Origin of the sequence: Streptomyces taklimakanensis (assembly GCF_009709575.1) — a bacterium.
Classification (GTDB): Bacteria; Actinomycetota; Actinomycetes; order Streptomycetales; family Streptomycetaceae; genus Streptomyces; species Streptomyces taklimakanensis.
This window is the reverse complement of record NZ_WIXO01000001.1, coordinates 5,118,683-5,139,370: the sequence shown is the minus strand read 5'-3', so window position 1 is coordinate 5,139,370 and position 20,688 is coordinate 5,118,683. Positions and strand designations below refer to the sequence as shown.

The following is a 20,688-nucleotide window of genomic DNA, read 5'->3' as shown; positions in this document are numbered from 1 at the left end:
CTCGGGACGGGGAGGGACACGTCCTCAGACCGTCTCGTCGACGGCTCGGGCCAGGACCCGCAGGCCCTCGTCCAGCTCCTCGGGGGTCGCGGTCAGCGGCGGGAGCAGCTTGACGACCTCGCTCTCGGGACCGGAGGTCTCGACGAGCAGGCCGAGCTCGAAGGCGCGGGAGCAGATCCGGGCGGCGTGCCCCCGGTCGGTGAAGGTCAACCCCCAGGCCAGGCCGCGGCCCCGGTACTCGGCGCCGCGCCGACGGTGTTCGGCGACGATCTCGCGCAACGCCTCCTCCACCTGACGGCCGCGGGCGAGGGTCTGCTCCTCGGTGCCGCCGTCCGCCCAGTAGGTCTCCAGCGCCGCGGTGGCGGTGACGAAGGCGGGGTTGTTGCCGCGGAAGGTGCCGTTGTGCTCGCCCGGCTCCCACACGTCCAGCTCGGGACGGAACAGCGTCAGGGCCATGGGCAGGCCGTAGCCGCTGATCGACTTCGACAGGACGACGACGTCGGGCACGATGCCGGCCTCCTCGAAGGAGAAGAAGGCCCCCGTGCGGCCGCAGCCCATCTGGACGTCGTCGACGATGAGCAGCATGTCCCAGCGGCGGCACAGCTCGGCCAGGGCGCGCAGCCACTCGGCGCGGGCGACGTTGATGCCGCCCTCGCCCTGCACGGTCTCCACGATCACCGCGGCCGGCCGGTTCAGGCCGGAGCCCGGGTCCCGCAGCAGCCGCTCGAACCACAGGAAGTCCTCGACCTTGCCGTCGAGGTAGTTGTCGAACGGCATCGGGGTGCCGTGCACCAGCGGCACGCCGGCGCCGGCGCGCTTGAAGGCGTTGCCGGTCACCGCCAGCGAGCCCAGCGACATGCCGTGGAAGGCGTTGGTGAAGGAGACGATCGCCTCCCGTCCCTTGACCTTGCGGGCCAGCTTCAGGGCGGCCTCGACGGCGTTGGTGCCGGTGGGGCCGGGGAACATCACCTTGTGGTCCAGCCCGCGCGGGGCCAGGATCGTCCGCTGGAAGGTCTCCAGGAACTCGCGCTTGGCGACGGTGTGCGTGTCCAGGCCGTGGGTGACGCCGTCGCGCTCCAGGTAGTCCAGCAGCGCGCGTTTGAGGACCGGGTTGTTGTGGCCGTAGTTCAACGAGCCGGCCCCGGCGAAGAAGTCGAGGTAGGCGTGGCCGTCCTCGTCGTGGAGGTGGCACCCCCGCGCGCTCTCGAAGACGGTGGGCCAGCCACGGCAGTAGCTGCGCACCTCCGATTCCAGGGTCTCGAAGACGGATGTGGCGACCGGGGTGGTGGCCATGGTGCACTCCTCGATGGGTGGGGGACGCCGGGCGGGCGGGCCGCCGGCGGGCCGGGCGGGGAAGGTCAGCGGAGCGGTCCGACGCGGTACAGCACCTCGGGTTCGTGGCCCTCCTCCGGGAACAGCGCGCCGTCGAAGAGGACCTCCCGCTCCAGGGCGGCTCCGTGCCGCCGGGCGAAGAGGGTGAACAGCCGGTCGGAGGCGGTGTTCCCGGGGGTGACGGTGGCCTCCAGGTGTCCGACGCCCCGGGCGCGCAGGCGGCGGACCAGGTGGTCCAGCATGGCGGCGGCCAGTCCACGCCCGCGGTGGTCCCCCTCCACCGCGATCTGCCAGACGACCACCGTGTCGGGTCGGTCGGGCCGCAGGTAACCGGTGGTGAAGCCGATCGGAGTGCCGTCGCCGCCGCGCGCCACCACGGAGGTGGCCGCGAAGTCCCGGAACAACAGCAGGTAGCTGTAGGGGGAGTTGAGGTCGAGCGTCCGGGAGTCGCGGGCGATCCGCCACACGGCGGCACCGTCCTCGATCCCGGGGGGCTCCAACAGGGGTTCCGTCTGCGTCGCCATGGATCACCTCCACCGTGCCCGGTGCCTCGCGGTCCCCGCCGTCCGGGAGCGAACGGGGCGGCGGCCGGGAGACGGGCGCGGGTCGCGCGGTTCGGGGAACCACCGGTCTCACGGGTGGTCGCCCGCCGTACCGGGAGGCGCCCCTCCCCGGGTGCGCTCCGGTGCGGGCGCTCCCCGTCCGGAACCCGTCCGGAACCGGTCCGGAGGAGCCTCCGCCTCCTTTCGGCCTCTCGCCGTGGGGGTTTCCGGCGCTTCCCGGTACCTCTGGAAAGCTACTCCTGCTGTATCCGAGCGACCACCGCAAAAATTTTCGTTTAGCGGGGCACAGGCCGGACGGGTCCGAAAACTCTTCCCTTCCGGGCCCGAGGGCGGAGGAGAAGAGTCACCCGAACGGAGCATCCACGGGGCGGAGCACCGGGCGCGGCCGTTCCCTCCGGCGACGCCGGAACGGTTCCGGTTTCCCGCGGTGAAAGTTCCCTCCGGGTGGGCCTCGTCCTCGCAGCTCACCCACGCCTCCGGAGGTCCAGACCACGGGGAGTGACCGGCAGGTCTTTACATCCCGCCCACCGCATGCGTCACTAATGACGCGTGCACGTCAACAACATCATTCGGACGTTCACCCACCCAGCACTCCCCCCGTCCCTCACGAAGTGCCTGGAGGAGCCATGCTCTCGCACAGACCCTCGACCCCCCGCCGCCCGAAGACCGTCCTGGCCGGAGTGCTCGGCGCGGTCCTGGCGCTGACGGCCGCCACGGCGGGCACCGCCGCCGCGGCGCCCCCGCCGGCCAAGGAACGCCTCACGCCCGGCACCGCGTACATGGGCGTGGGCCAACGCGTCCACGAGGGCACGGCGCCGGAGAACGGCCCTTCGCTGGGCGCGCAGGCGCACACCAGCGGCGTGCAGGGGATCGACGTATCGCACTGGCAGGGCTCCATCAACTGGTCCTCGGTGCGGAACTCGGGCATCCAGTTCGCCTGGATCAAGGCCACCGAGGGCACTTCCTACGAGGATCCGCGGTTCGGCGCCAACTACGTGGGCGCATACAACGCGGGCGTCATCCGCGGCGCGTACCACTTCGCGCTCCCCAACGTCTCCAGCGGCTCCGTCCAGGCGAACTTCTTCGCCTCCAACGGCGGCGCCTGGTCCCGGGACAACCTGACCCTGCCCGGGGTCCTGGACATCGAGCACAACCCCTACGGCGCGATGTGCTACGGCCTGTCCACCACCCAGATGCGCAGCTGGATCAACGACTTCTACACCACCTACAAGGCGCGCACCGGACGTGACGTGGTCATCTACACGACCGCGAGCTGGTGGAACACCTGCACCGGCAACTGGACCGGCATGTACAGCAAGAGCCCGCTGTGGGTGGCGCACTGGACCTCCAGCGAGACCCCGACCATCCCGAACGGCTTCCCCACCTGGACGGTGTGGCAGTACACCAGCACCGGCTCGGTCGGCGGTGTCTCCGGGAACGTCGACCGCAACAAGTTCAACGGCTCCAGGGACCGGCTGCTCGCCCTGGCCAACAACACACCGTGACACGTGACGGTGTGACGGCGTGACACCGCGTCCCGGCGGGGTCTCCCTCCCGCACGGGCACGGCACCGTAGGACGCCGCCCGGTGGGGCCGGCCGTGCGCCGGCCCCACCCCCTCCCCCACCCCGCACGGCCCCGAGGAGTGATCGTGACCGATCGAACCCCCCTCCGTCGCCGCCTGCTGCTCGCCGGGGCGGCCGGTCTCGCCGCCGCCACGGCCGCCGCCACCCTGCCCGGCACCGCGCGGGCCGCCACGTCCGGTGCCGCCGGGACCGTCGAACCCGACATCGACGGGACCGGGGTGTGGGGCGCGCGGGCGCCCGCCGGGAACGTGACCGTCCTGAACCGCCGGCCGAGCCGGCTCGTCGTCCACCACACGGTGAGCGGCAACACCTCCGACTTCTCCCGCGCCCGGGCCCACGCGCACGCCCACTGGGTCCAGGACCTGCACATGGACGACAACGGCTGGATCGACACCGGCTACCACTTCCTCGTCAGCCGGGGCGGCTGGATCACCGAGGGCCGGCACGGCAGTCTGCGGACCCTCCTCGGCGGGAACGGGCTCGTGCTCGGCGCCCACACCGCCGGACAGAACGACCAGGCGATCGGCATCGCCTGCGAGGGCTCCTACCACACCGGCGCCGTACCGCCACCGGCCCAGTGGGAGGTGTTGGTGGTGCTGTGCGCGTACGTGTGCGAGCGCTACGGCGTCCCGCCCTCGCGGATATACGGCCACAAGGACTTCGGCGACACCCTGTGCCCGGGGTCGATCCACGCCATGCTGCCACGCCTGCGCGACGAGGTGGCGGCGCAGTCGGGATAGGACGACCCGCCGCCCGCCCGGCGGCCCGGACGGACGGGCGGACGGGCGGACGGGCGGCGGACACGGCACACGGCGGCGGGGCCCGGACACGTCGAGCGTCCGGGCCCCGCCGCCCCCGTACGACGTCTCCGCCGCATCGTGGGGGCGTCCGAGCGGCCGGGGCCCGGGGCTCTCGCGCCGGGCCCCGGGGCGTGTCACCTCACCGCACAGTCGGTGCCGTTGAGCGCGAACCGGGTCGGCTCCTCGAAGGTGCCGCCCGGGTAGGTGCCCTGGAAGCCGAAGGACCGGGTGCCGCCCGGGGCGATGTGGGCGTTGTGGTCCGTCGGACGGGCCGTCACCGTCCCTCCGGAGGAGGTGACCGTCGCGTTCCAGGCGTTGGTGACCGACTGCCCGGCGGGCAGCGCGAAGGTCAGCTCCCAGCCGTCGACCGCGGTGGAGCCGGTGTTGCGGATGGTGGCGTCGGCGGTGAAGCCGCCCGGCCAGGAGTTGGTGGTGTAGGTGACCTCGCAGCTCCCGGGCTCCCCGCCGGAGGGCGGCTCCTCGCCGTCGTCACCGCCACCGTCACCGCCGCCGTCACCGCCACCGGTGTTGACGGCGGCGGAGAAGGAGTTCACGGCCAGGCCGGCGCCGTTCTGCCAGGGCTCGAAACCGGCCTGGATGCTGGTCAGGTACCAGGAGCGCTGCGCCATGCCGCGGGCGACCGTCTCGTCGACGAAGTCCATGACGTCGAAGCTCATGCTCCCGATCGCCGAGGGGGCGATGAAGGAGATGACGTCGTTGGTGCCGTTGCCGCCGGTCCACACCTCCCAGGTGCGGCCGCCGACGTTGGCGGTACCGACCCGCGAGCCGATGGGCTGGATCGGGCCCACCCGGTTCAGCCAGATCATGATCTCGGTGCGGTTGACCCCGTCGCGCTTGGGCTGCGGGTCCAGCCAGATGTCGTACGAGGCGTTGTAGACGGCGTCGTTCACGTAGCCGTAGGAGATGCTGCTGGGCGCGTCGGCGATCGAGTCGATCCGCATCGGCAGGTTGGTGCCCGGCGAGCAGTTGGTGTAGTGGCAGCCGTAGTAGACCGAGGGGTACGACTTGGGCGCCCCGTTGGTGGGGACGGAGCCGTCGGCCCGGGTGACCCGGAACCCGGTGCCGGTCACGTTGATGCACTGGGTGGCGCTGGTGCCCCAGCGGTTGTTCTGCGCCACGTACCGACCCTGGATGGTGGTGGTCCCGTACTGGTCGCAGATCTGCTCGTCGGCGACGGCCGACGGAGCCGTCGTCGCCAGCGCCGTCAGCGCGCCCGCGACCAGGAGCAGGATCGCGAGGACGGCGCGCAACCGGGGTAGGGCCCGTGAGGGGATCGTCATGGTGTCCCTTTCGACAGAAGCGGGGCGAGGAAGGGCTGGGAGCGCTCCCATTCCACTGCGCGGCGGACTCTAGGCGCATCTCGGGGACATGACAAGACGGGCCGCGTCATCGACCGGTCGTTCCGACCCTCCCCCGGAGACGCCGAGCCGCACGGCCGATCACACGAGCCGTTCCCGTTTCCCCCACGGCCTTCCCGGGCAGCCGTCCTGACTGCGGGACACCGGCGTTCGCCACGGCACGCCGCGCAGGGAGAGTGGGAGCCCGAATGCCACAGCAGGTCACAGCGTTCACGACGACCAGGGGACGCACCGCCGGAGGTCGATCCGACGCCCGACTCCCGGAAGCCGGGCTCCCCCGCCCCCTCCGGCCACCGCGACGCCCGACCCGCCGCCACCCGGAGGTACCGGCACCGTGACCGACGACCTACGGATCACCGTCGAACGGACCCACGGCCCCGCCACCCTGGTGGCCGTGGCCGGTGAACTCGACTACCACACCTCCCCCCGGCTGCGCTCGGACGCCCTGGCCCTGATCGAGGGCGACCGCCCCCACCTGGTGCTGGACCTGTCGGGGGTGTCCTTCTGCGACTCCTCCGGCCTGAGCGTCCTGATCGGCCTCTGGAACCGGGCACAGGCGATCGGTGGGTCGCTCGTCCTGTGCTCCGTCCCCGAGCGACTGATGCGGCTGATCCGGATGACCGGCCTGGACCAGGTGCTGTCCATCACCACCGCCGAGGACTGCCTGACCGACCACCCCGCGCCGGCCCGGGACGAGGGCCCGGCCGGCGACCCCCGCTGACGGCCGACCACCCGTCCACACGCTCCCCCGAAAGGGGAACCGGGAGCGAAGTGGTGGCGCCGTGGGCCCGGATGTGTGACGGTGGTGGGAGCCGCCCCGCCGACCGGCCGGGACGCGCCCTTCTCGCCCGCGCCGCCCGTCGCCCCTGCCCGCCGGCACGGGGCACCACCGGTCGGCGCGAGCCGATCCACCCCGGAAGGGGGGCGAGAGCCCCGTGCACTCCCTGTCCGTAGCCGTCGTCCGCAGACACGACACCGTCGTCCTCCGTCCCCACGGCGACGTCGACCACGACAGCGCACACTCCCTGACCGATGCCCTGAGGGAGTTGGAGCGGCGACCGCTGCGGGGACTGTCCGTGGATCTGTCACGGGTGTCCTTCATGGACTCCGCCGGACTGCACGCCCTCGTCTCCCTGGATCGCCACTGCCGGGACCGCGGCATCCGCCTCGTCCTGACCGGTGTCCCCGAACAGCCCGCCCGACTGCTGGACGTGGTGGGGCTGGCCGGGTTCTTCGCCATCCGCCGTTGACCGGCCGGGACGTCACGGCGGTGTCGGTGCGTCGGCGTATGGTGGTCACACCGGCGGGAAGACGTATGACGAGCACCGCTGTGTTGACTGGGGGCCGGCGATGGAATTGTTGAGCGAGGGGTTGGGCGCCCCTCACCTACGGGCCGACTTCGACGGACACCCCGGCACCATCGCTCGGGCGCGGGACGCCGCCGGCGCCTTCCTGACGTCCCTGGCCCGCTCCACGCCCCCCGCCCGCGAGCGCTCCCGCGACGATGTGCTGCTGGTGGTCTCCGAACTGGTCACCAACGCCGTACGGCACGCCCCGGGCCCGCTCACGCTGTGTCTGACGTTCGTCTCCGGCCTGATCCAGGTCACCGTCCGCGACACCAGCACCGACGCGCCCCGGCCGCGCCGGGCCGATCTGAACAGCGGCACGGGGGGCTTCGGCTGGTCCATCGTCGAACGCGTCGCCGAGCGATTCCAGGTCCGACCCCTGCCGGACGGCAAGGAGATCCACGCCTTCCTGCCCTGGTGAGGGGGCGGCGCCACGGCCGCCGGGGCGGAGCGTCGGACGGTTCGGCGGTGGCCGCGCCCCGTCCTCCCCCCTCGCCGGGAATTCCCCCTCGCCGGCGGGCTTCTCCGCCGAGCGACACGCGCGCATCATGGACATATGGCGTGAAAAGGAGATGGCGCCATGGGGAGGTCGGCCCACGGGCAGGTCGGGCGGGCGACGCCTTCCCTCCCGATCGCCTCGGAGCCCTCTCCACCTCACCGGGCCGGACCCCGCGCCCCGGTCACGTTCGGGCCCGGCCGGCGCCGGCCCGAGCCGGTGGGCCGCCCGCCGGAACGGACGGTTGCCGCACCCGCCACGACGGTCCCGCGGTGGAGGAGACGGGACGCAGGCCGGCCGGACACGGCGGAAGGAGCACCTTCATGACGTTCGTGCAGCTCATCGACTACGAGACGACACACGACGCGGAGATGTCGGCCCTCTGGGAGGAGTGGCTGCGACTGACCGAGGGCAAGCGGACCGTCACCCGCGAGGTGCACGGGCAGGACCGCGAGAACCCGACGCACTACGTGGACATCGTCGAGTTCCCCTCCTACGAGGAGGCGATGAGGAACAACGACCTGCCGGAGACGCGGCGCGTCTCCGAGCGGATCAGCGGTCTGTGCAGCAGCGGACCGCGATTCGTGAACCTCGACGTCGTCGAGGAGGTGACCGGGTAGGAACACCGCGGCGGGGCGCCTCCGGAACACGGGGGCGCCCCGCCGTCACGCGGGGTGGGGATCAGACGGCGGACGGCGCGGCGGCGGCCGCGACCTTGTCCAGGACCCCGACGAGCAGGTCGCCCACCTCGGCGTCGTCGGCCGGGTGGACCTCGGCGAAGCGCCCGGCGGAGTTCGGGATGGACAGCTTGACGTCCTCCAGGACGGTGCCGCCCGCGATGCCCACGGCCTTACGGGTCTCGTCCTGCGCCCACACGCCGCCGTACTGGCCCAGGGCGGTGCCGACCACGGCCACCGGCTTGCCCACCAGGGCGCCGGCGCCGTAGGGACGGGAGAGCCAGTCGATCGCGTTCTTCAGCACGGCCGGAATGGTGCCGTTGTACTCGGGCGAGAACAGCAGGAACGCGTCGGCGGCGGCCGCGGCCTCGCGCAGCCGCCGGGCGGCCTCCGGCACCAGGCCCTCGACGTCGATGTCCTCGTTGTAGAAGGGGACGTCGGCCAGCCCGTCGTACAGGGCCACATCGACCCCCTCGGGGGCGTGCTTGACGGCGGCCTCGGCGAGCTGACGGTTGTGGGAGCCGGAGCGGAGGCTGCCGACGAGACCGAGAATGCGGACGGACATGACGTCTCCAGGGGGATCGGGGGGGTGCCGAACAGACAAACGGACCGTGGTCCGAAAACTTTCTAACACGCCAACCGGACCACGGTCCATTTTCTTCCTCCCGCAAGTACCCTGGTGGGCGTGACGTCCATCGCATCGCTCGACGACGGGCAGGAACAGACAACGGTCCGGGAGACCACGACGACGCTCCCCCTGGCCGGGCAGACACCCCCCATGCGCGCGGACGCGGCCCGCAACCGGACCCGCCTGCTGGAGGCCGCCGCCCGGCTGGTGGCCGAGCACGGCCCGGAGCAGCTGACGATGGAGGCGGTCGCCACCGCGGCATCGGTCGGCAAGGGCACCGTCTTCCGGCGCTTCGGGGACCGCAACGGCCTGCTGATGGCCCTGCTCGACCACTCCGAGCGGCTCTACCAGGAGTCCTTCCTCTCCGGCCCCCCGCCCCTGGGCCCCGGGGCGCCTCCCGTCGAACGCCTCAAGGCGTTCGGCCTGGCCACGCTCGAACACCTGGCCGCCCACCGCGGACTGCTGCTGGAGGCGGAGCCGGAAGCGTGCGAACGGCACCTGGCTCCGCCCCGCCGCCTCCGGGTCGCCCACGTCGTCACCCTGTTGCGCGAGGCCGGCACCGACGGCGACGCCGAACTGCTCGCCCAGACCCTCACGGGCTACCTGGACGTGGCGCTCGTGCACCACCTCACCCGGCAGCGCGGGATGTCGTCAAAGCGCCTGGAGGCGGGCTGGCTGGACCTGGTGGCCCGGATCACCCGCGGCTGACCGGCCCCGCCGGGGCCGACGGCGGAACGACTCCGGGCCTCACGACCGGACCTCCCCTCTGCGGGCCCCCTCCCCCGGCGGCGACGTGCGCCCGACGCCCGCCCCCTGCCGTCGTGTCACGATCGAAACTGCGCACGGCTTCCCAAGCCCATAGGTGTAGGTTAACGTCTTGAAGAATCCGCTGCGGTGAGGGGATTGTCGGGGCGAATAACCCCGATCACACCGCGGACGGAACCTGCTAGACCAGAGCACATCGGGGAAAAATGACACGGGTCGCACTCGTCATCAACACGCCTTCGATCCGCCGAAGAATCATGGGGGTACTGAGTTCGACGGAATGGGAAGTGGTCGATTCACCGGCGAGTGTCCCGGAGGGACCCGCGCCCGCGGACGTGGTCGTCGCCGAGGTCGAGGCGCTGGGAAATGTGTCGGAAACGCGACCGATCGCCCTGGTCGACGGCGTCGACGACCCTTTCTGGCACTCACCGTTCCGGCACCGGGTCGCGGGAGTGGTGGGACGGGACGACCCGGACCACGAGTTCGTCACCGCCGTGCGGGAGGTACTCGGTGGACGGGGGTGGGTTTCTCCGGAACTGGCGTTGATGGTGTTGTGCGGGCCGCGGGATATTTCTCCGGTTTCACCGGGGGCGTCAATACTCGACGAGGCCAGACTGACCCAGCGGGAAAAGGACGTCGTCCTGTTGGTGGCCGAAGGATATTCCAACAATGAAATAGCCATGCGACTCTGCATCGGGGTCAGCACGGTGAAGTTCCACGTCTCCAACGCCCTGCGGAAACTCGAATGCCGGGACCGGGCGCACCTGGCGGTCGTCCTGCACAAGCGCGGTTCCGTGCCGTTGCGTCCCGTGGCCTGACTCCGCACGGCGCGGGTCCCCGTCACCGGTTCCACCCGGAGGAGGAGGGCGTCGCGGCCCCACCGGGCGCGCCGCTCCCCTCCTCCGTCCGGGCGGCCCCGCGCGCCTCCTCCCACCAGTCGCGGTGGTCGCGGTACCAGGCGACGGTCTCGGCCAGCCCGCGGGCGAAGTCCTCACGGGGGCGGTAGCCGAGCTCCTCCCGGGCCCGGGTCCAGTCGACGGAGTAGCGCAGGTCGTGGCCCTTGCGGTCGGCCACCCGCCTCACCCGTTCCCACCCGGCCCCACAGGCCTCCAGGAGGAGTCCGGTCAGTTCCCGGTTGGTGAGTTCGGTGCCGCCCCCGATGTTGTAGGTGCGGCCCGGACGGCCCCGGGTGCGGACCAGTTCCACGGCCCGGCAGTGGTCCTCCACGTGCAACCAGTCCCGGACGTTGCGCCCGTCGCCGTACAGCGGCACGTCCAACCCGTCGAGCAGCCGGGTCACGAAGCGGGGGATGAGCTTCTCGGGGTGCTGGTGCGGCCCGTAGTTGTTGGAGCAGCGGGTGACGCGCACGTCCAGGCCGTACGTGCGGTGGTAGGCCCGGGCCAGCAGGTCCGCGGAGGCCTTGGAGGCGGAGTAGGGGGAGTTGGGCGCCAGGGGCTGCTCCTCGTCCCAGGATCCTTCCGCGATGGAGCCGTACACCTCGTCGGTCGAGACGTGCACGAAGGGGCCGACGCCGTGCCGCACCGCGGCGTCGAGGAGCACCTGCGTACCGAGCGCGTTGGTCCGCACGAAGTCGGTTCCGCCCGCTATGGAGCGGTCCACGTGGGACTCGGCCGCGAAGTGCACCACCTGGTCGTGCCCGGCCAGCAGACCGTCCACCACGGCGGCGTCGCAGATGTCGCCGTGGACGAAGGTCAGGCGCGGGTCGTCCCGCACGGCGGCGAGGTTCCGCAGCGTGCCCGCGTAGGTCAGCTTGTCCAGCACCGTGACGGTGACGTCGGCGCGGTTCGGGGCGAGCAGGCCGCGGACGTAGGTGGAGCCGATGAAGCCGGCCCCACCCGTGACCAGGATCCTCGTGGGGCGGCTGGACCGGTCGGGCCGGTCGGACTGGGTGGTCATGCGCGGATCTGGACCTTGCTGTGGTCGCCGAGGAGGAGCCGGTGCGCGGCGGGGGTGGCCGGAGCGGGCGTGACGGTGGCCTCACGGCCGATGAGCGACGCCTCGATCCGTCCGACCCCGTCGATGCGGGCGCCCTGGAGGACGATCGAGTACTCGATCTCGCTGTCCACGACGCGGCAGTCCTCGGCGATGGAGGTGTACGGGCCGATGACGGAACCGACGACGGTGGCACCGGCGCCGATCGCCGCCGGCCCCATGATACGAGAACGGACGATCCGCGCCCCCGGCCCGACCACGACCGGGCCGACCAGCTCCGACTCCGCGTCCACGGTGCCCTCCACCCGGGTCTCGGCGGTCTCCAGCACCGAGCGGTTGACCTCCAGCATGTCGGCGACGTTGCCGGTGTCCTTCCAGTACCCGGTGATCCGGGTGCAGCGGACGTCGTGCCCGGAGTCGACGAGCCACTGCAGCGCGTCGGTGATCTCCAGCTCGCCACGGGCGGAGGGGGTGATGGCGCGGACCGCGGCGTGCACCGCGGGGGTGAACAGGTAGACGCCGACCAGCGCCAGATCGCTCTTGGGGTACCGCGGCTTCTCCTCCAGGGCCACCACCCGCCCGTCGGCGTCCAGTTCCACCACGCCGAACGCGGTCGGGTCGCTCACCCGGGTGAGGAGGATGCGGGCGTCGGGGCGCCGGCTCCGGAACTCCTCGACGAGCGGGGTGATGCCGCCGATGATGAAGTTGTCGCCCAGGTACATCACGAAGTCGTCGTCACCGAGCCAGTCGCGCGCGATCAGTACGGCGTGCGCGAGGCCCAGCGGCGCCTCCTGGGGGATGTAGGTGACGCGCAGACCGAACCGGGACCCGTCCCCGACCGCGGCGCGGATCTCGGGCGCGGTGGCGCCGACGATGACGCCGACCTCGGTGATCCCGGCCGCGGCGATGGACTCCAGTCCGTAGTAGAGGACCGGTTTGTTGGCGACCGGGACGAGCTGCTTCGCGGAGGTGTGGGTGATGGGGCGCAACCGCGTGCCGCTGCCGCCCGCCAGGACCAGGGCCTTCATACAGTGCCTCCTCCCGCTCCGGATTCCCGGCCCCCGGGGTGGGGAACGGCCGTGCGGAGGGTCGTGCCGAGGGGGGTGCCGTCGGTGTTCACGGCAGTGGGTGGGGTCGGCTCGGACACCGCGAGGCGGGTCCGGCCGGGCAGCCGGTGCGGGCCTGTGCCGTCCGCAGCCGGTGGGCGTTCCAGGTGAAGGGGTGGTCCTCCACCAGCCTGAGCGGCTGGTAGCCCACCGTGATCACCTTCATCGCGGCCCAGCCCATCTCCCGCAGCGGGGCGGGCAGTCGGTGGGTGAGGTCGACGGCGACCGGGTCGGCACCGTCCTCGACGAGGTACCGGACGATCTCCTCCGTCGGGACCTGGACACGGGGACGGGGCTCGCGGGTCCCGGTGAACCCCTCGACCCACTCGGAGACGCACCGGTGGCCGTCCTCGGAGGCCACGTACCGCAGCCTGTCGTCGTCGTTGGCGATGACCGCCGGGGCCCGGCCGCGCTCCCGGTCGTCCCAGGAGTTCACCACGACCGAGCGGATCTGGAGGGCCTCCTGAAGGGCCCCCAACATGCTCCACCACGGGTCGTCGGTGGCATTGCACCCCACGGTCGCCAGGGGGGCGGGGCGTTTCTCGTCCAGGACCACCCCCACGGAGCACGTGATGCCGGGCAGCCCGGTGGGCAGGTCGGCGACGAGGGGCACCAGACCGGCCTGTTCGGCCTTGCGCCACAGCGCCCGCAGGCTCCGCCGTCGGGCGTTCTCCTTCCCGCCCGGCACGTCACCGGCGGCGTCGAGGTCCACCCTCACCCGGGGCAGCCGCAGCCGCCGCTCCCAGGCGACGGTGAACGCGTCGCGCTCCACCGTCTCCAGCAGCGCCGAGCGCAGCGCCATCTCCGCCCCCTGTCCCGAGGCCGCTCCCGAGGGGCTGGGGTCGAAGGCGCCGGCCTCCGCCGAGTGGTCGGGGTAGTCCACCAGCGGGGCCGGGACCAGCACCTCGCCGTCGTCCCTCAAGCGGCGGGCGGGGTACCAGGTCAGGGGTTCGTCGACCGCGTCGGGATCGCCCAGTGCCACGTCGGGGCGGTGGAAGGGCAGGGCGCGGGAGCCGAGTTCGCGCAGGGTGCCGCGGACCGCGCCGGGCGGCGCGCCCCCCTCGGGGAAGAGGGCGTACCGCTCGACGGCCTCACCGACGCCGCGGGCCAGGGTGTCGGTGCGCGAGTGCCCGTACGCCCCGACCACCCGCGGGGTGAGGGCTTCACCGGGGCGCCGGTCGGCATGCCGCCCGGCGGCCATGCGGACGACGACCCGCCACATCAGGTCGACGGGCGGGGACGGCGGCCGGACCTCGAACAGTTCGGCCAGGCCGTTGTCCGGTCGGAGGGTGGCCAGGAAGTCGATCACGCGCCGGCTCCGTTCCCCCCGAAGAACGGCAGCCCGACGCCCTCTTCCCCGTGCGCGGCGCGCAGGGCCAGCAGGACTCCCGCCCCGCCGCCGGCGAGGTCGGCCGATATCCGCAGGGACTCGTGGCCGAGGAAGGCCGGCCGGTCCTCGTACCGCACGGTCTGGAGCGCGAAGTCCTCGGCGTGCCGGCGCAGCCGTCGGGCGTGCTCCTCCCCCTCGCCGTCGGCCGCTCCCAGGTGTCCCAGCGCCAGCACCGTGCCCGCGCGCCCGTGGAACAGCCCGCCCTGGGCGATGAAGTGGTGTCCCGCCAGGTCCCGGACGGTGTCCCGGGCCCGCGCCAGCTCCGGGTCCGGGCGGTGGCGGAGCAGGTCGTGCAGCACCATCCCGGTACCGGCGCATCCCATGCCGAGCAGCGGTGTCCGACCGGGCGCGTCCTCGGGCAGCGGGGCGTCGGGGACCCATCCCAGACGGGCGAGGTCGGTGCGCAGCGCGGTCTCGGCGTGCTCCAGGAGCGCGGTGTCCCCCGTCTCCTCGTACAGCCGCAGCAGCAACAGCGCGCCGCCGGCCGGGCCGCGCAGCAGTCCGAAGCGCGACGGCGCCCCCTCCCGCGGCGAGTCCGGCCCGGCGGCCCGGTCGGTGACGATGCACGCGGTCCGCAGGGCCCGGTCCAGCAGCCCGCGGTCGCCGGTGCGCCGGGCCAGGTGGAGCAGGGTGAGTCCGATACCGGGCACTCCGGTCAGCAGCGAGTCGTCGGCCCCCTCCAGGGCGGCGTCGTCGATCCGGGAGAGGTACTCCAGGGCCGTCTCCGTCCGGCCCAGTCGGTCCAGGGCCAGGGCCACGCCGCACAGCCCGTCGTAGCAGCCCGGACCGGGCCCGTCCAGCCGGTCGGTGGCCGCGACGAGCCAGTCGGCGTGTTCCTCGGGCACCGGCACACCGGCCTCCGCCAGGGACCACAGCACCCCGGCCGCCCCGTGGGCGAGGCTCACGCCGCCCTCGGGGATGAAGAACTGTTCCGGATCGCCGGGGAAGAGGCGGTCCTCCCGCTCCGGGGTGGCGCAGGCGAGGATGCCCTCGCCGATCGCGGCGCGCAGGGCGGGCCAGGCGTCCGGGTCGCCCGCGCGCCGGTCGCCGGACCCGGACGGTGCCGCGCCGGCCCCGGCCGGGGTAGGCGGGCTCCACAGGTCGGCCAGCACCCGGTCGGCGTAGTCGGCCGGGACCGGGAAGCGCGCGGTGACGGCGTCGATCAGATCGGCGGCCTTCCGCGGCCCCCAGGGCAGCAGGGAGGTCAGGGGGATGAAGACCGCCAGCCGCAGGCAGCCCAGGGCGTTGCGGTCGATGTCCTCTCCGGTGCAGCCCTCCGGCGCGGTGAACCCGGCCGCGCCCATGGCCTGGTGGGTCGCCTCCCGGGGCGGTCCGGCCGTCTCGAAGTCGATGAAGCCGACGGTGCCGTCGGGGCGGACGAGGATGTTGGAGGGGTGCAGGTCGCCGAAGACGACGCCCCGCTCGTGCATGGCCGCCACACCGCGCTCGACGTGGTCCAGGACGGTCGTGGCCCACGCGGCGTACTCGGCGTACTCCTCGGCGGACCGGCTGCCGCGCACCAGCGGGTTGCGGCGCAGCATCTCCTTGGCCAGCGGTTCCCCGCGGACGTACTCCCGCACCAGGAAGTAGTGCTCGCGCCCCTTGCGGAAGTCGATCAGGCGCGGGACGCAGTCCAGTCCGGCCAGCCGCCGCAGCGCCTCGTACTCCCTGCGCTGGCGGTACAGGGCGTCTCGACCCTCCACCAGGCCGGCGAACGGGCGGGCCTCCCGCAGCAGGACCTCCTCGCCCGTGCGGGTGTCCGTGCCGCGGTAGATGCCGCCGCCGTTGGAGAAGTGCAGGGCGCCGGTGACCCGGTAGGGGAAGTCCTCCAGGGTGCCCGCGTTGCGCGCGGCCACCGCCTCCTCCAGGCACGCGGGGATCGTCACCCACTGCGGCGGTCTGAAGCCCGGACCCCGGTGGTCGGGGACCAGGCGGCCCTGCGGGTCGGTGATGCAGTGCACCGTCTCGCCGGAGGGGGTCCGCGCGGTGCGCAGGACGAACCCGCCGTACCGCACGTACAGCGGGCCGGAGCGCCACCGCAGGTCGCTGAGGATGTAGGGGCCCTCCTCGCCGTCCAGGAGGTCGCCCAGCTCGCCGAGGATCCTCTCCAGGTGCTTCTCGTCCAGCGGGTAGACGGTGATGAACTTGCCGCTGGCGCTGCGGTCCCCGTACTTGCCGTTGCGGTGTTCCAGGACGGGCAGGCCGCGGAGGAACTTGAAGGCGACGCCGTCGGCGACGCAGTACTTCCAGGTGATGTCGAGGACGCGCTGCGCGTTCTCGGGGGTGGCGGAGACGTGGATCTTCCAGCCCTGCTCCGGCAGGACGAGGTCGGGCGGGTTGACCCCCACCCACTCGGTGTCCTGCCCGCGCGTCCAGCCCGGCGGCAGGTCCTCGTGGACCTGCCGGAAGGCGCCCTCGTCGGGGTTCACCCGGGCGGGCATGTCGAAGAACGGGCTGCCCGGCGGACAGAACCGCAGGTGCTTTCCTACGTCCATGGTGTCTACCCAACCCCCTGGTTCGTGTGCCGTGTCACGGCGACCGCGTGCCGGTGCGGTGTGCTGGTGCTCGTGTGTCGTGTGGTGGCGCCGCCGCCGGTGCGGGACGCCGGGTCAGCGCCAGGTGGGCGCCACGTAGGTGAGGAACAACCACTCCCCCACCGGACGGCTGCCGACCTCCACGTAGGCCATTCCGTAGTTCTCGGACGGGGCCTCCTCCGCGCGCAGCGGGAAACTCACCACCGGCATCGGCAGGTCGTCGACCTCCCGGACCGGCAGGAACGCCGACAGCGGCGCGGTCCCGCTCCGCGGGGTGCCGTCGGTGACGACCCCGGTGCCGACATCGGTGCGCAGCACGACGCCGCGCCGCTGGAGGCGGACCTCCGTGCCCTTCCCGATCACGTCCACGTCGCTGGTCTCGGCCAGCACCAGCTCGATCCGGTCGCCGTCCCGCACGAAACCGCCGACGACGGTGTACGGCACCTTGACGAACGCCGTCAGGGCGATCACGGCGGCGGCGATCAGGACCGAGACCACGCCCGTGCGCCAGGGTCGCGCCCCGGCCCGCCGGGCCTCCTCCAGCAGCCGCCGGGCGCCGAGGCCGAGGCGGTACAGCAGGTAGCAGACGGCCGCGACCACCAGCACCGTGCCCAGCACGCCCAGGCTCTGGAGGATGTCCGCCCACAGGGTGGCGGCGACGCCCACCAGGTAGAGCGGGAAGACCATGCAGACCAGCCCGAACGGGACGGCCCAGGGCAGCCGGGGGAGCTCGCGGGCGTAGGTGCCGCCGAACAGGACCCTGGCGACGGCGCGCCGCGCGTCGGTCATCGCCCGGTCCCGCAGGTGGGAGATGTCCAGGTGGCTCATCAGGGCCAGGTAGCCGTCGAACTTCACGAACGGCACCAGGTTGAGCACGCCGGAGACGTAGGTCGAGACGGCGAACACCACCATGGCGTCGTACAGCGTCGACGCCCCGCCGGCGCGGCCGACGACCAGCGCGGAGACGGCGGCGGTCCCGCCGACGACGAGTTGGACGACGATGCCCGCCAACGCGATGCGGGTGCGCTGTTCCCTGCGCGGGAGCCGCCAGCCGTCCGACACGTCGCAGAAGAAGGCGGGCGTCATGTAGAACAGCATGAAGCCCATGCGGCTGGGACGTCCGCCGTAGTAGGCCAGGGCCGCCCCGTGGCCCAGCTCGTGCAGTCCGGTGGTGGCGAACGTCGCGGCCGTGACCGCGAACAGGATGGCGATGGGCAGCGGCTCGCCCAGCGACCGCGCCAGCGCGGGGGTCTGCAGCGCCAGGGCGATCACTCCGCCCAGGGCCAGGACGGCGGCCGCCACGGCCCCGGCTGGGGTGGCCAACCGTCCGATCAGCGGCATCATCCGGTCCAGCAGCCACTGCGGCTTGAGGACGGTGAACTGCAGCGTCATGGGGGGCACGTACTTGAACCAGGTGCCCTTGGGGCGGTGCTCGCTCCCGTCGTCCAGCAGGCGCGTCCGCTGGAGCTGCGCCACGGCCTTCTCGACGTCGGAGGCCGTCCACGGCGCTCCCAGCCGCCGCGCCAGGCCCTCGTGGTCCCGCTCGCCGTCCAGGGCCTCCAACAGGCGGCCCATGTCCGCCCCGACCCGGAGGTACTTCTGGCCGGCCTGGACGATCCACGGGGTGCCGGCCTCGGCGGGCTCGTGCACCACGACGTGCGGCGCGAGCCGGGGGCGCAGGACGTACTCGGTGTCGGCGGGCGTCGCGGCCGGCGCGGAGCCACCGTCCCGGCCGCGACGTCCCCGGAGTACGAGGGGCTTGGTCGGGCTCATGTGACGTCCCGGGTGACGAGCCGTCTGCGGGCCGCGTAGCCCGCCAGCGCCAGCCAGCCGGTGATCACCAGGAGCGCCCACGGGATGGAGAGCGCCTCCTCCTTGCCGTCCCGGTACACCGAGCCCATGGAGATCTGCATGGTGAACCTGCCCACCTCGGGCAGCAGGGCGAACAGCGTCTCGTCCACGAAGAGCGTCACCACCAGCAGCGTGGCCACCGTGGCGGCCTGGTGGCGGATGACCCAGCCGAGCAGCACGCCCCAGGGCGCGGCCAGCACGATCACGGCGAAGACGCCCACCAGGGTGAGGGTCGCCTCCCGGGTCCACTCGGCCTCCAGGCCGAACATGCCGAAGAACGCCCACAGGGACAGGGGCGCGAGGAGCACGGCGAGCAGCGCGAACAGCACGCCCATGGCCGTACCCACGATCGTCTTGGCCAGCAGCAGCCGGGTCCGTCCCCCGCTGAGCAGCACCGACCGGTTGACGGCGCCGGTTCCGTACTCGCGGCTCACGAAGACACCGCCGAACAGCAGGGAGGCCAGCAGGACGGAGAACCAGGACCGGATCACCTCGGCGGTGGCCGCCGCGTTGTCGGTCATTCCCTCGGCGAGCTGATGGTCCGCGGTCGCGGTGGCGCCGCTGCTGCCCAGCAGGCCCATGAACACGGCGACCGCGGCCATGATCCACCAGGTGCGTCCGCTCCAGGCCTTGAGCCACTCGGCGCCCAACAGGTCACGCATCGTCGCCTCCTCCCGTCGACGAGCCGGCCAGTTCGAAGAAGCGGTCCTCCAAACTGCCGCGGTCCCCGGACACCAGGTCCTCGATGGGGCCGCTGTAGCGCAGCGTGCGCTGCAGGATCACCACGTCGTCCACGGTCTGCTCGACCTCCGCCAACAGGTGGCTGGAGAGCAGGATGGTGCGGCCCTCGTCGGCGAGGGAGCGCAGGAAGGTGCGCAGCCAGCGGATGCCCTCCGGGTCGAGGCCGTTGGCCGGCTCGTCGAGGACCAGCAGTTCGGGGTCGGCCAGCAGGGCGGCGGCCAGCGCGTGGCGCTGACGCATGCCGGTCGAGTAGCCGCCGATCTTCCGGTTCGCGCTGTCGGCGATCCCCACCTGTTCCAGCACCTCGTCGACCCGCTTCGCCGGCAGGCCCAGCATCCTGGCCCAGATCCGCAGGTCGCGGCGGCCGGTGGTGCCGGGTATCGGGGCGATGCCGTCCATGCTGACGCCGATCCGGTGCGCGGCGTCCGGCAGTTCGTCGTAGGGCTCCCCGAAGACGGTGGCCGTGCCCACGCTGGGCCGCGCGAGGCCCAGGAGCATCCGCAAGGTGGTGGTCTTGCCCGCGCCGTTGCGGCCGAGGAGCCCCACGATGCGGCCCGGCCGCACCTCGAAGGAGACGTCCTCCACCGCGGTGACCTCGCCGAAGCGTTTGGTGACGCCGTGGAAGGCGGCTACCGCTGCGGTGCTCAACGCTGCCCCGCGGCACGGTTGTTGAGGTGGATCTGGTGGGCGCACAGGAACAGCACGCCCACGCCCAGGCCCAGCAGGATCCACTGCGCCGCCCCGTCGAGCATGGCGCCGACGGGCATCAGGACCATCGCGATGAGCGCGAGGAGCATCGCGATCGACTTGTTCGACGGCTTTCCGGCTGTGGAGTCCGGCATGTGATTCTCCGTTTTCCGAGGTACGTGTCGTGGGGGGAGGGTCCGGTCCGAGCGGTTCGCCGCTGTCGCCGGCCGGGTTCCGCCCGGGCCCGGAGGGATTCTCCCGGTCCGGGCCCGGGCGTCGTCACGGTGTTCCCGCGACGGACGCCGGGAACACCGGGGCGGTGGGGTGCCGGGAGGACCGCCGAGGCGGCCCTCCCGACCCCCGGGCCCGAGGGGCTCAGGTGACGGCGATCGCGCCGACGCTGAGCGTGCTGACGGCCAGGCTGAAGGTCAGGCCGTCCTTGAAGCCGGTGTAGAAACCGGGGGCCTCCATGGCCTCCAGCTCCTGCATCCCCAGCTCCAGGGCGGGAACGGAGTTATCCTGCTTGGCCAGGGCCGCCGAGGACTCGACGATCGTCTGCATCTCTTCTCCTCCTTCCGCTGCGGTCGTAGGGGCGGTTCCGCCGGGCCGGCGCCCGGGCCGCGGTGCGTGCGGCCTGGGCGCCTCCGAGCCGGAGCACCGGCTCAGGTGATGGCGGCACCGCTGACGGCGACGTACACGCTCGCGTAGCCGATCGCGCTGGTGACGACGGTGCCGGTACCGAACCCGGCCCAGGTCGCCCAGCCGGGGGCCTCCATGGCCTCCAGCTCCTGCATGTCGAGCTCGAGCTCCGGGCCGAAGCCCGCGTCGATGGTTCCCTGCATTGCGTTCCCTCCT

Annotated in this window: 22 protein-coding genes; 8 read left to right on the top strand and 14 right to left on the bottom strand. The window is 72.6% G+C overall.

Features of this window, described 5'->3' with window-relative positions; genetic code table 11:
- Positions 1 to 24 precede the first annotated feature (24 nt).
- Positions 25 to 1,293: a diaminobutyrate--2-oxoglutarate transaminase gene (gene ectB / locus F0L17_RS22600; RefSeq protein ID WP_155072488.1), complete on the bottom strand. Its 1,269-nt coding sequence runs from the start codon at positions 1,291 to 1,293 to the stop codon at positions 25 to 27.
- A 65-nt stretch (positions 1,294 to 1,358) separates the two neighbouring features.
- A complete protein-coding gene (gene ectA / locus F0L17_RS22595; RefSeq protein WP_155072487.1) occupies positions 1,359 to 1,856 on the bottom strand; it encodes a diaminobutyrate acetyltransferase in 498 nt (165 codons plus the stop codon).
- A 650-nt stretch (positions 1,857 to 2,506) separates the two neighbouring features.
- On the opposite strand from ectA, the gene F0L17_RS22590 reads away from it, so the two are divergent.
- Together F0L17_RS22590 and F0L17_RS22585 are read left to right on the top strand one after the other, a co-directional pair.
- A complete protein-coding gene (locus F0L17_RS22590; protein WP_420802445.1) occupies positions 2,507 to 3,400 on the top strand; it encodes a lysozyme in 894 nt (297 codons plus the stop codon).
- Between the two features lie 145 nt (positions 3,401 to 3,545).
- Positions 3,546 to 4,220: an N-acetylmuramoyl-L-alanine amidase gene (locus tag F0L17_RS22585; RefSeq protein ID WP_162466572.1), complete on the top strand. Its 675-nt coding sequence runs from the start codon at positions 3,546 to 3,548 to the stop codon at positions 4,218 to 4,220.
- A gap of 194 nt (positions 4,221 to 4,414) precedes the next feature.
- Here the strand turns inward: F0L17_RS22585 and F0L17_RS22580 are convergent, their stop codons facing one another.
- Entirely contained in the window at positions 4,415 to 5,581 is a 1,167-nt protein-coding gene (locus tag F0L17_RS22580; protein WP_155072485.1) for a glycoside hydrolase family 12 protein, read from the bottom strand.
- Between the two features lie 412 nt (positions 5,582 to 5,993).
- Between F0L17_RS22580 and F0L17_RS28130 the strand changes: the two genes are divergently transcribed.
- The 4 genes from F0L17_RS28130 (at position 5,994) to F0L17_RS22560 (ending at position 8,121) form a co-directional block, all read left to right on the top strand.
- Entirely contained in the window at positions 5,994 to 6,380 is a 387-nt protein-coding gene (locus F0L17_RS28130) for an anti-sigma factor antagonist (protein WP_162466571.1), read from the top strand.
- Between the two features lie 214 nt (positions 6,381 to 6,594).
- Complete coding sequence (locus F0L17_RS22570) at positions 6,595 to 6,909, top strand: anti-sigma factor antagonist (RefSeq protein ID WP_162466570.1); 315 nt, start codon at positions 6,595 to 6,597, stop codon at positions 6,907 to 6,909.
- A gap of 100 nt (positions 6,910 to 7,009) precedes the next feature.
- Positions 7,010 to 7,426 carry an ATP-binding protein gene (locus tag F0L17_RS22565; RefSeq protein ID WP_155072482.1) on the top strand — a complete coding sequence of 139 codons (417 nt, stop codon included), beginning with the start codon at positions 7,010 to 7,012 and terminating at the stop codon, positions 7,424 to 7,426.
- Positions 7,427 to 7,824: 398 nt separating this feature from the next.
- Positions 7,825 to 8,121: a hypothetical protein gene (locus F0L17_RS22560; RefSeq protein ID WP_155072481.1), complete on the top strand. Its 297-nt coding sequence runs from the start codon at positions 7,825 to 7,827 to the stop codon at positions 8,119 to 8,121.
- A gap of 61 nt (positions 8,122 to 8,182) precedes the next feature.
- Here F0L17_RS22560 and F0L17_RS22555 read toward each other — a convergent pair whose 3' ends face one another.
- Entirely contained in the window at positions 8,183 to 8,743 is a 561-nt protein-coding gene (locus F0L17_RS22555; protein ID WP_155072480.1) for an NAD(P)H-dependent oxidoreductase, read from the bottom strand.
- Between the two features lie 213 nt (positions 8,744 to 8,956).
- Between F0L17_RS22555 and F0L17_RS22550 the strand changes: the two genes are divergently transcribed.
- Positions 8,957 to 9,514, top strand: a complete 558-nt coding sequence (locus F0L17_RS22550) for a TetR/AcrR family transcriptional regulator (RefSeq protein ID WP_155074037.1) — start codon at positions 8,957 to 8,959, stop codon at positions 9,512 to 9,514.
- 263 nt (positions 9,515 to 9,777) lie between these two features.
- A complete protein-coding gene (locus tag F0L17_RS22545; protein WP_155072479.1) occupies positions 9,778 to 10,389 on the top strand; it encodes a response regulator transcription factor in 612 nt (203 codons plus the stop codon).
- A gap of 22 nt (positions 10,390 to 10,411) precedes the next feature.
- Here F0L17_RS22545 and rfbB read toward each other — a convergent pair whose 3' ends face one another.
- From rfbB to F0L17_RS22495, 10 genes are all read right to left on the bottom strand, one after another.
- Positions 10,412 to 11,488, bottom strand: coding sequence for a dTDP-glucose 4,6-dehydratase (rfbB, locus tag F0L17_RS22540; protein WP_155072478.1), 1,077 nt, complete (start codon positions 11,486 to 11,488; stop codon positions 10,412 to 10,414).
- On the bottom strand, positions 11,485 to 12,552 hold the full coding sequence (locus F0L17_RS22535; protein ID WP_155072477.1) for a glucose-1-phosphate thymidylyltransferase: 1,068 nt from the start codon (positions 12,550 to 12,552) through the stop codon (positions 11,485 to 11,487). The genes rfbB and F0L17_RS22535 overlap by 4 nt, the downstream gene beginning before the upstream one ends.
- Before the next feature lie 88 nt (positions 12,553 to 12,640).
- A complete protein-coding gene (locus F0L17_RS22530; protein ID WP_155072476.1) occupies positions 12,641 to 13,939 on the bottom strand; it encodes a YcaO-like family protein in 1,299 nt (432 codons plus the stop codon).
- A complete protein-coding gene (gene lanKC / locus F0L17_RS22525; protein ID WP_155072475.1) occupies positions 13,936 to 16,515 on the bottom strand; it encodes a class III lanthionine synthetase LanKC in 2,580 nt (859 codons plus the stop codon). Before lanKC ends, F0L17_RS22530 begins: the two co-directional genes overlap by 4 nt.
- 114 nt (positions 16,516 to 16,629) lie before the next feature.
- Positions 16,630 to 18,327, bottom strand: a complete 1,698-nt coding sequence (mpaP, locus tag F0L17_RS22520; RefSeq protein ID WP_238419534.1) for a daptide biosynthesis intramembrane metalloprotease — start codon at positions 18,325 to 18,327, stop codon at positions 16,630 to 16,632.
- Positions 18,324 to 19,067: an ABC transporter permease gene (locus tag F0L17_RS22515; RefSeq protein WP_155072474.1), complete on the bottom strand. Its 744-nt coding sequence runs from the start codon at positions 19,065 to 19,067 to the stop codon at positions 18,324 to 18,326. Before F0L17_RS22515 ends, mpaP begins: the two co-directional genes overlap by 4 nt.
- Complete coding sequence (locus F0L17_RS22510) at positions 19,060 to 19,794, bottom strand: ABC transporter ATP-binding protein (protein WP_155072473.1); 735 nt, start codon at positions 19,792 to 19,794, stop codon at positions 19,060 to 19,062. The genes F0L17_RS22515 and F0L17_RS22510 overlap by 8 nt, the downstream gene beginning before the upstream one ends.
- Positions 19,791 to 19,988: a hypothetical protein gene (locus F0L17_RS22505; RefSeq protein ID WP_155072472.1), complete on the bottom strand. Its 198-nt coding sequence runs from the start codon at positions 19,986 to 19,988 to the stop codon at positions 19,791 to 19,793. Before F0L17_RS22505 ends, F0L17_RS22510 begins: the two co-directional genes overlap by 4 nt.
- 220 nt (positions 19,989 to 20,208) lie before the next feature.
- Complete coding sequence (locus F0L17_RS22500; RefSeq protein ID WP_155072471.1) at positions 20,209 to 20,394, bottom strand: daptide-type RiPP; 186 nt, start codon at positions 20,392 to 20,394, stop codon at positions 20,209 to 20,211.
- 101 nt (positions 20,395 to 20,495) lie between these two features.
- Positions 20,496 to 20,675 carry a daptide-type RiPP gene (locus F0L17_RS22495; RefSeq protein ID WP_155072470.1) on the bottom strand — a complete coding sequence of 60 codons (180 nt, stop codon included), beginning with the start codon at positions 20,673 to 20,675 and terminating at the stop codon, positions 20,496 to 20,498.
- Positions 20,676 to 20,688: the final 13 nt, after the last annotated feature.

Excerpts from the sequence above, each read along its gene's own strand:
- mpaP (WP_238419534.1), bottom strand. The coding sequence starts at position 18,327 with ATGAGCCCGACCAAGCCCCTCGTACTCCGGGGACGTCGCGGCCGGGAC.
- F0L17_RS22500 (WP_155072471.1), bottom strand. The coding sequence starts at position 20,394 with ATGCAGACGATCGTCGAGTCCTCGGCGGCCCTGGCCAAGCAGGATAAC.
- ectB (WP_155072488.1), bottom strand. The coding sequence starts at position 1,293 with ATGGCCACCACCCCGGTCGCCACATCCGTCTTCGAGACCCTGGAATCG.
- lanKC (WP_155072475.1), bottom strand. The coding sequence starts at position 16,515 with ATGGACGTAGGAAAGCACCTGCGGTTCTGTCCGCCGGGCAGCCCGTTC.
- F0L17_RS22535 (WP_155072477.1), bottom strand. The coding sequence starts at position 12,552 with ATGAAGGCCCTGGTCCTGGCGGGCGGCAGCGGCACGCGGTTGCGCCCC.
- F0L17_RS22505 (WP_155072472.1), bottom strand. The coding sequence starts at position 19,988 with ATGCCGGACTCCACAGCCGGAAAGCCGTCGAACAAGTCGATCGCGATG.
- rfbB (WP_155072478.1), bottom strand. The coding sequence starts at position 11,488 with ATGACCACCCAGTCCGACCGGCCCGACCGGTCCAGCCGCCCCACGAGG.
- F0L17_RS22545 (WP_155072479.1), top strand. The coding sequence starts at position 9,778 with ATGACACGGGTCGCACTCGTCATCAACACGCCTTCGATCCGCCGAAGA.
- F0L17_RS22515 (WP_155072474.1), bottom strand. The coding sequence starts at position 19,067 with ATGCGTGACCTGTTGGGCGCCGAGTGGCTCAAGGCCTGGAGCGGACGC.
- F0L17_RS22580 (WP_155072485.1), bottom strand. The coding sequence starts at position 5,581 with ATGACGATCCCCTCACGGGCCCTACCCCGGTTGCGCGCCGTCCTCGCG.
- ectA (WP_155072487.1), bottom strand. The coding sequence starts at position 1,856 with ATGGCGACGCAGACGGAACCCCTGTTGGAGCCCCCCGGGATCGAGGAC.
- F0L17_RS22560 (WP_155072481.1), top strand. The coding sequence starts at position 7,825 with ATGACGTTCGTGCAGCTCATCGACTACGAGACGACACACGACGCGGAG.
- F0L17_RS22565 (WP_155072482.1), top strand. The coding sequence starts at position 7,010 with ATGGAATTGTTGAGCGAGGGGTTGGGCGCCCCTCACCTACGGGCCGAC.
- F0L17_RS22555 (WP_155072480.1), bottom strand. The coding sequence starts at position 8,743 with ATGTCCGTCCGCATTCTCGGTCTCGTCGGCAGCCTCCGCTCCGGCTCC.
- F0L17_RS22550 (WP_155074037.1), top strand. The coding sequence starts at position 8,957 with ATGCGCGCGGACGCGGCCCGCAACCGGACCCGCCTGCTGGAGGCCGCC.
- F0L17_RS22495 (WP_155072470.1), bottom strand. The coding sequence starts at position 20,675 with ATGCAGGGAACCATCGACGCGGGCTTCGGCCCGGAGCTCGAGCTCGAC.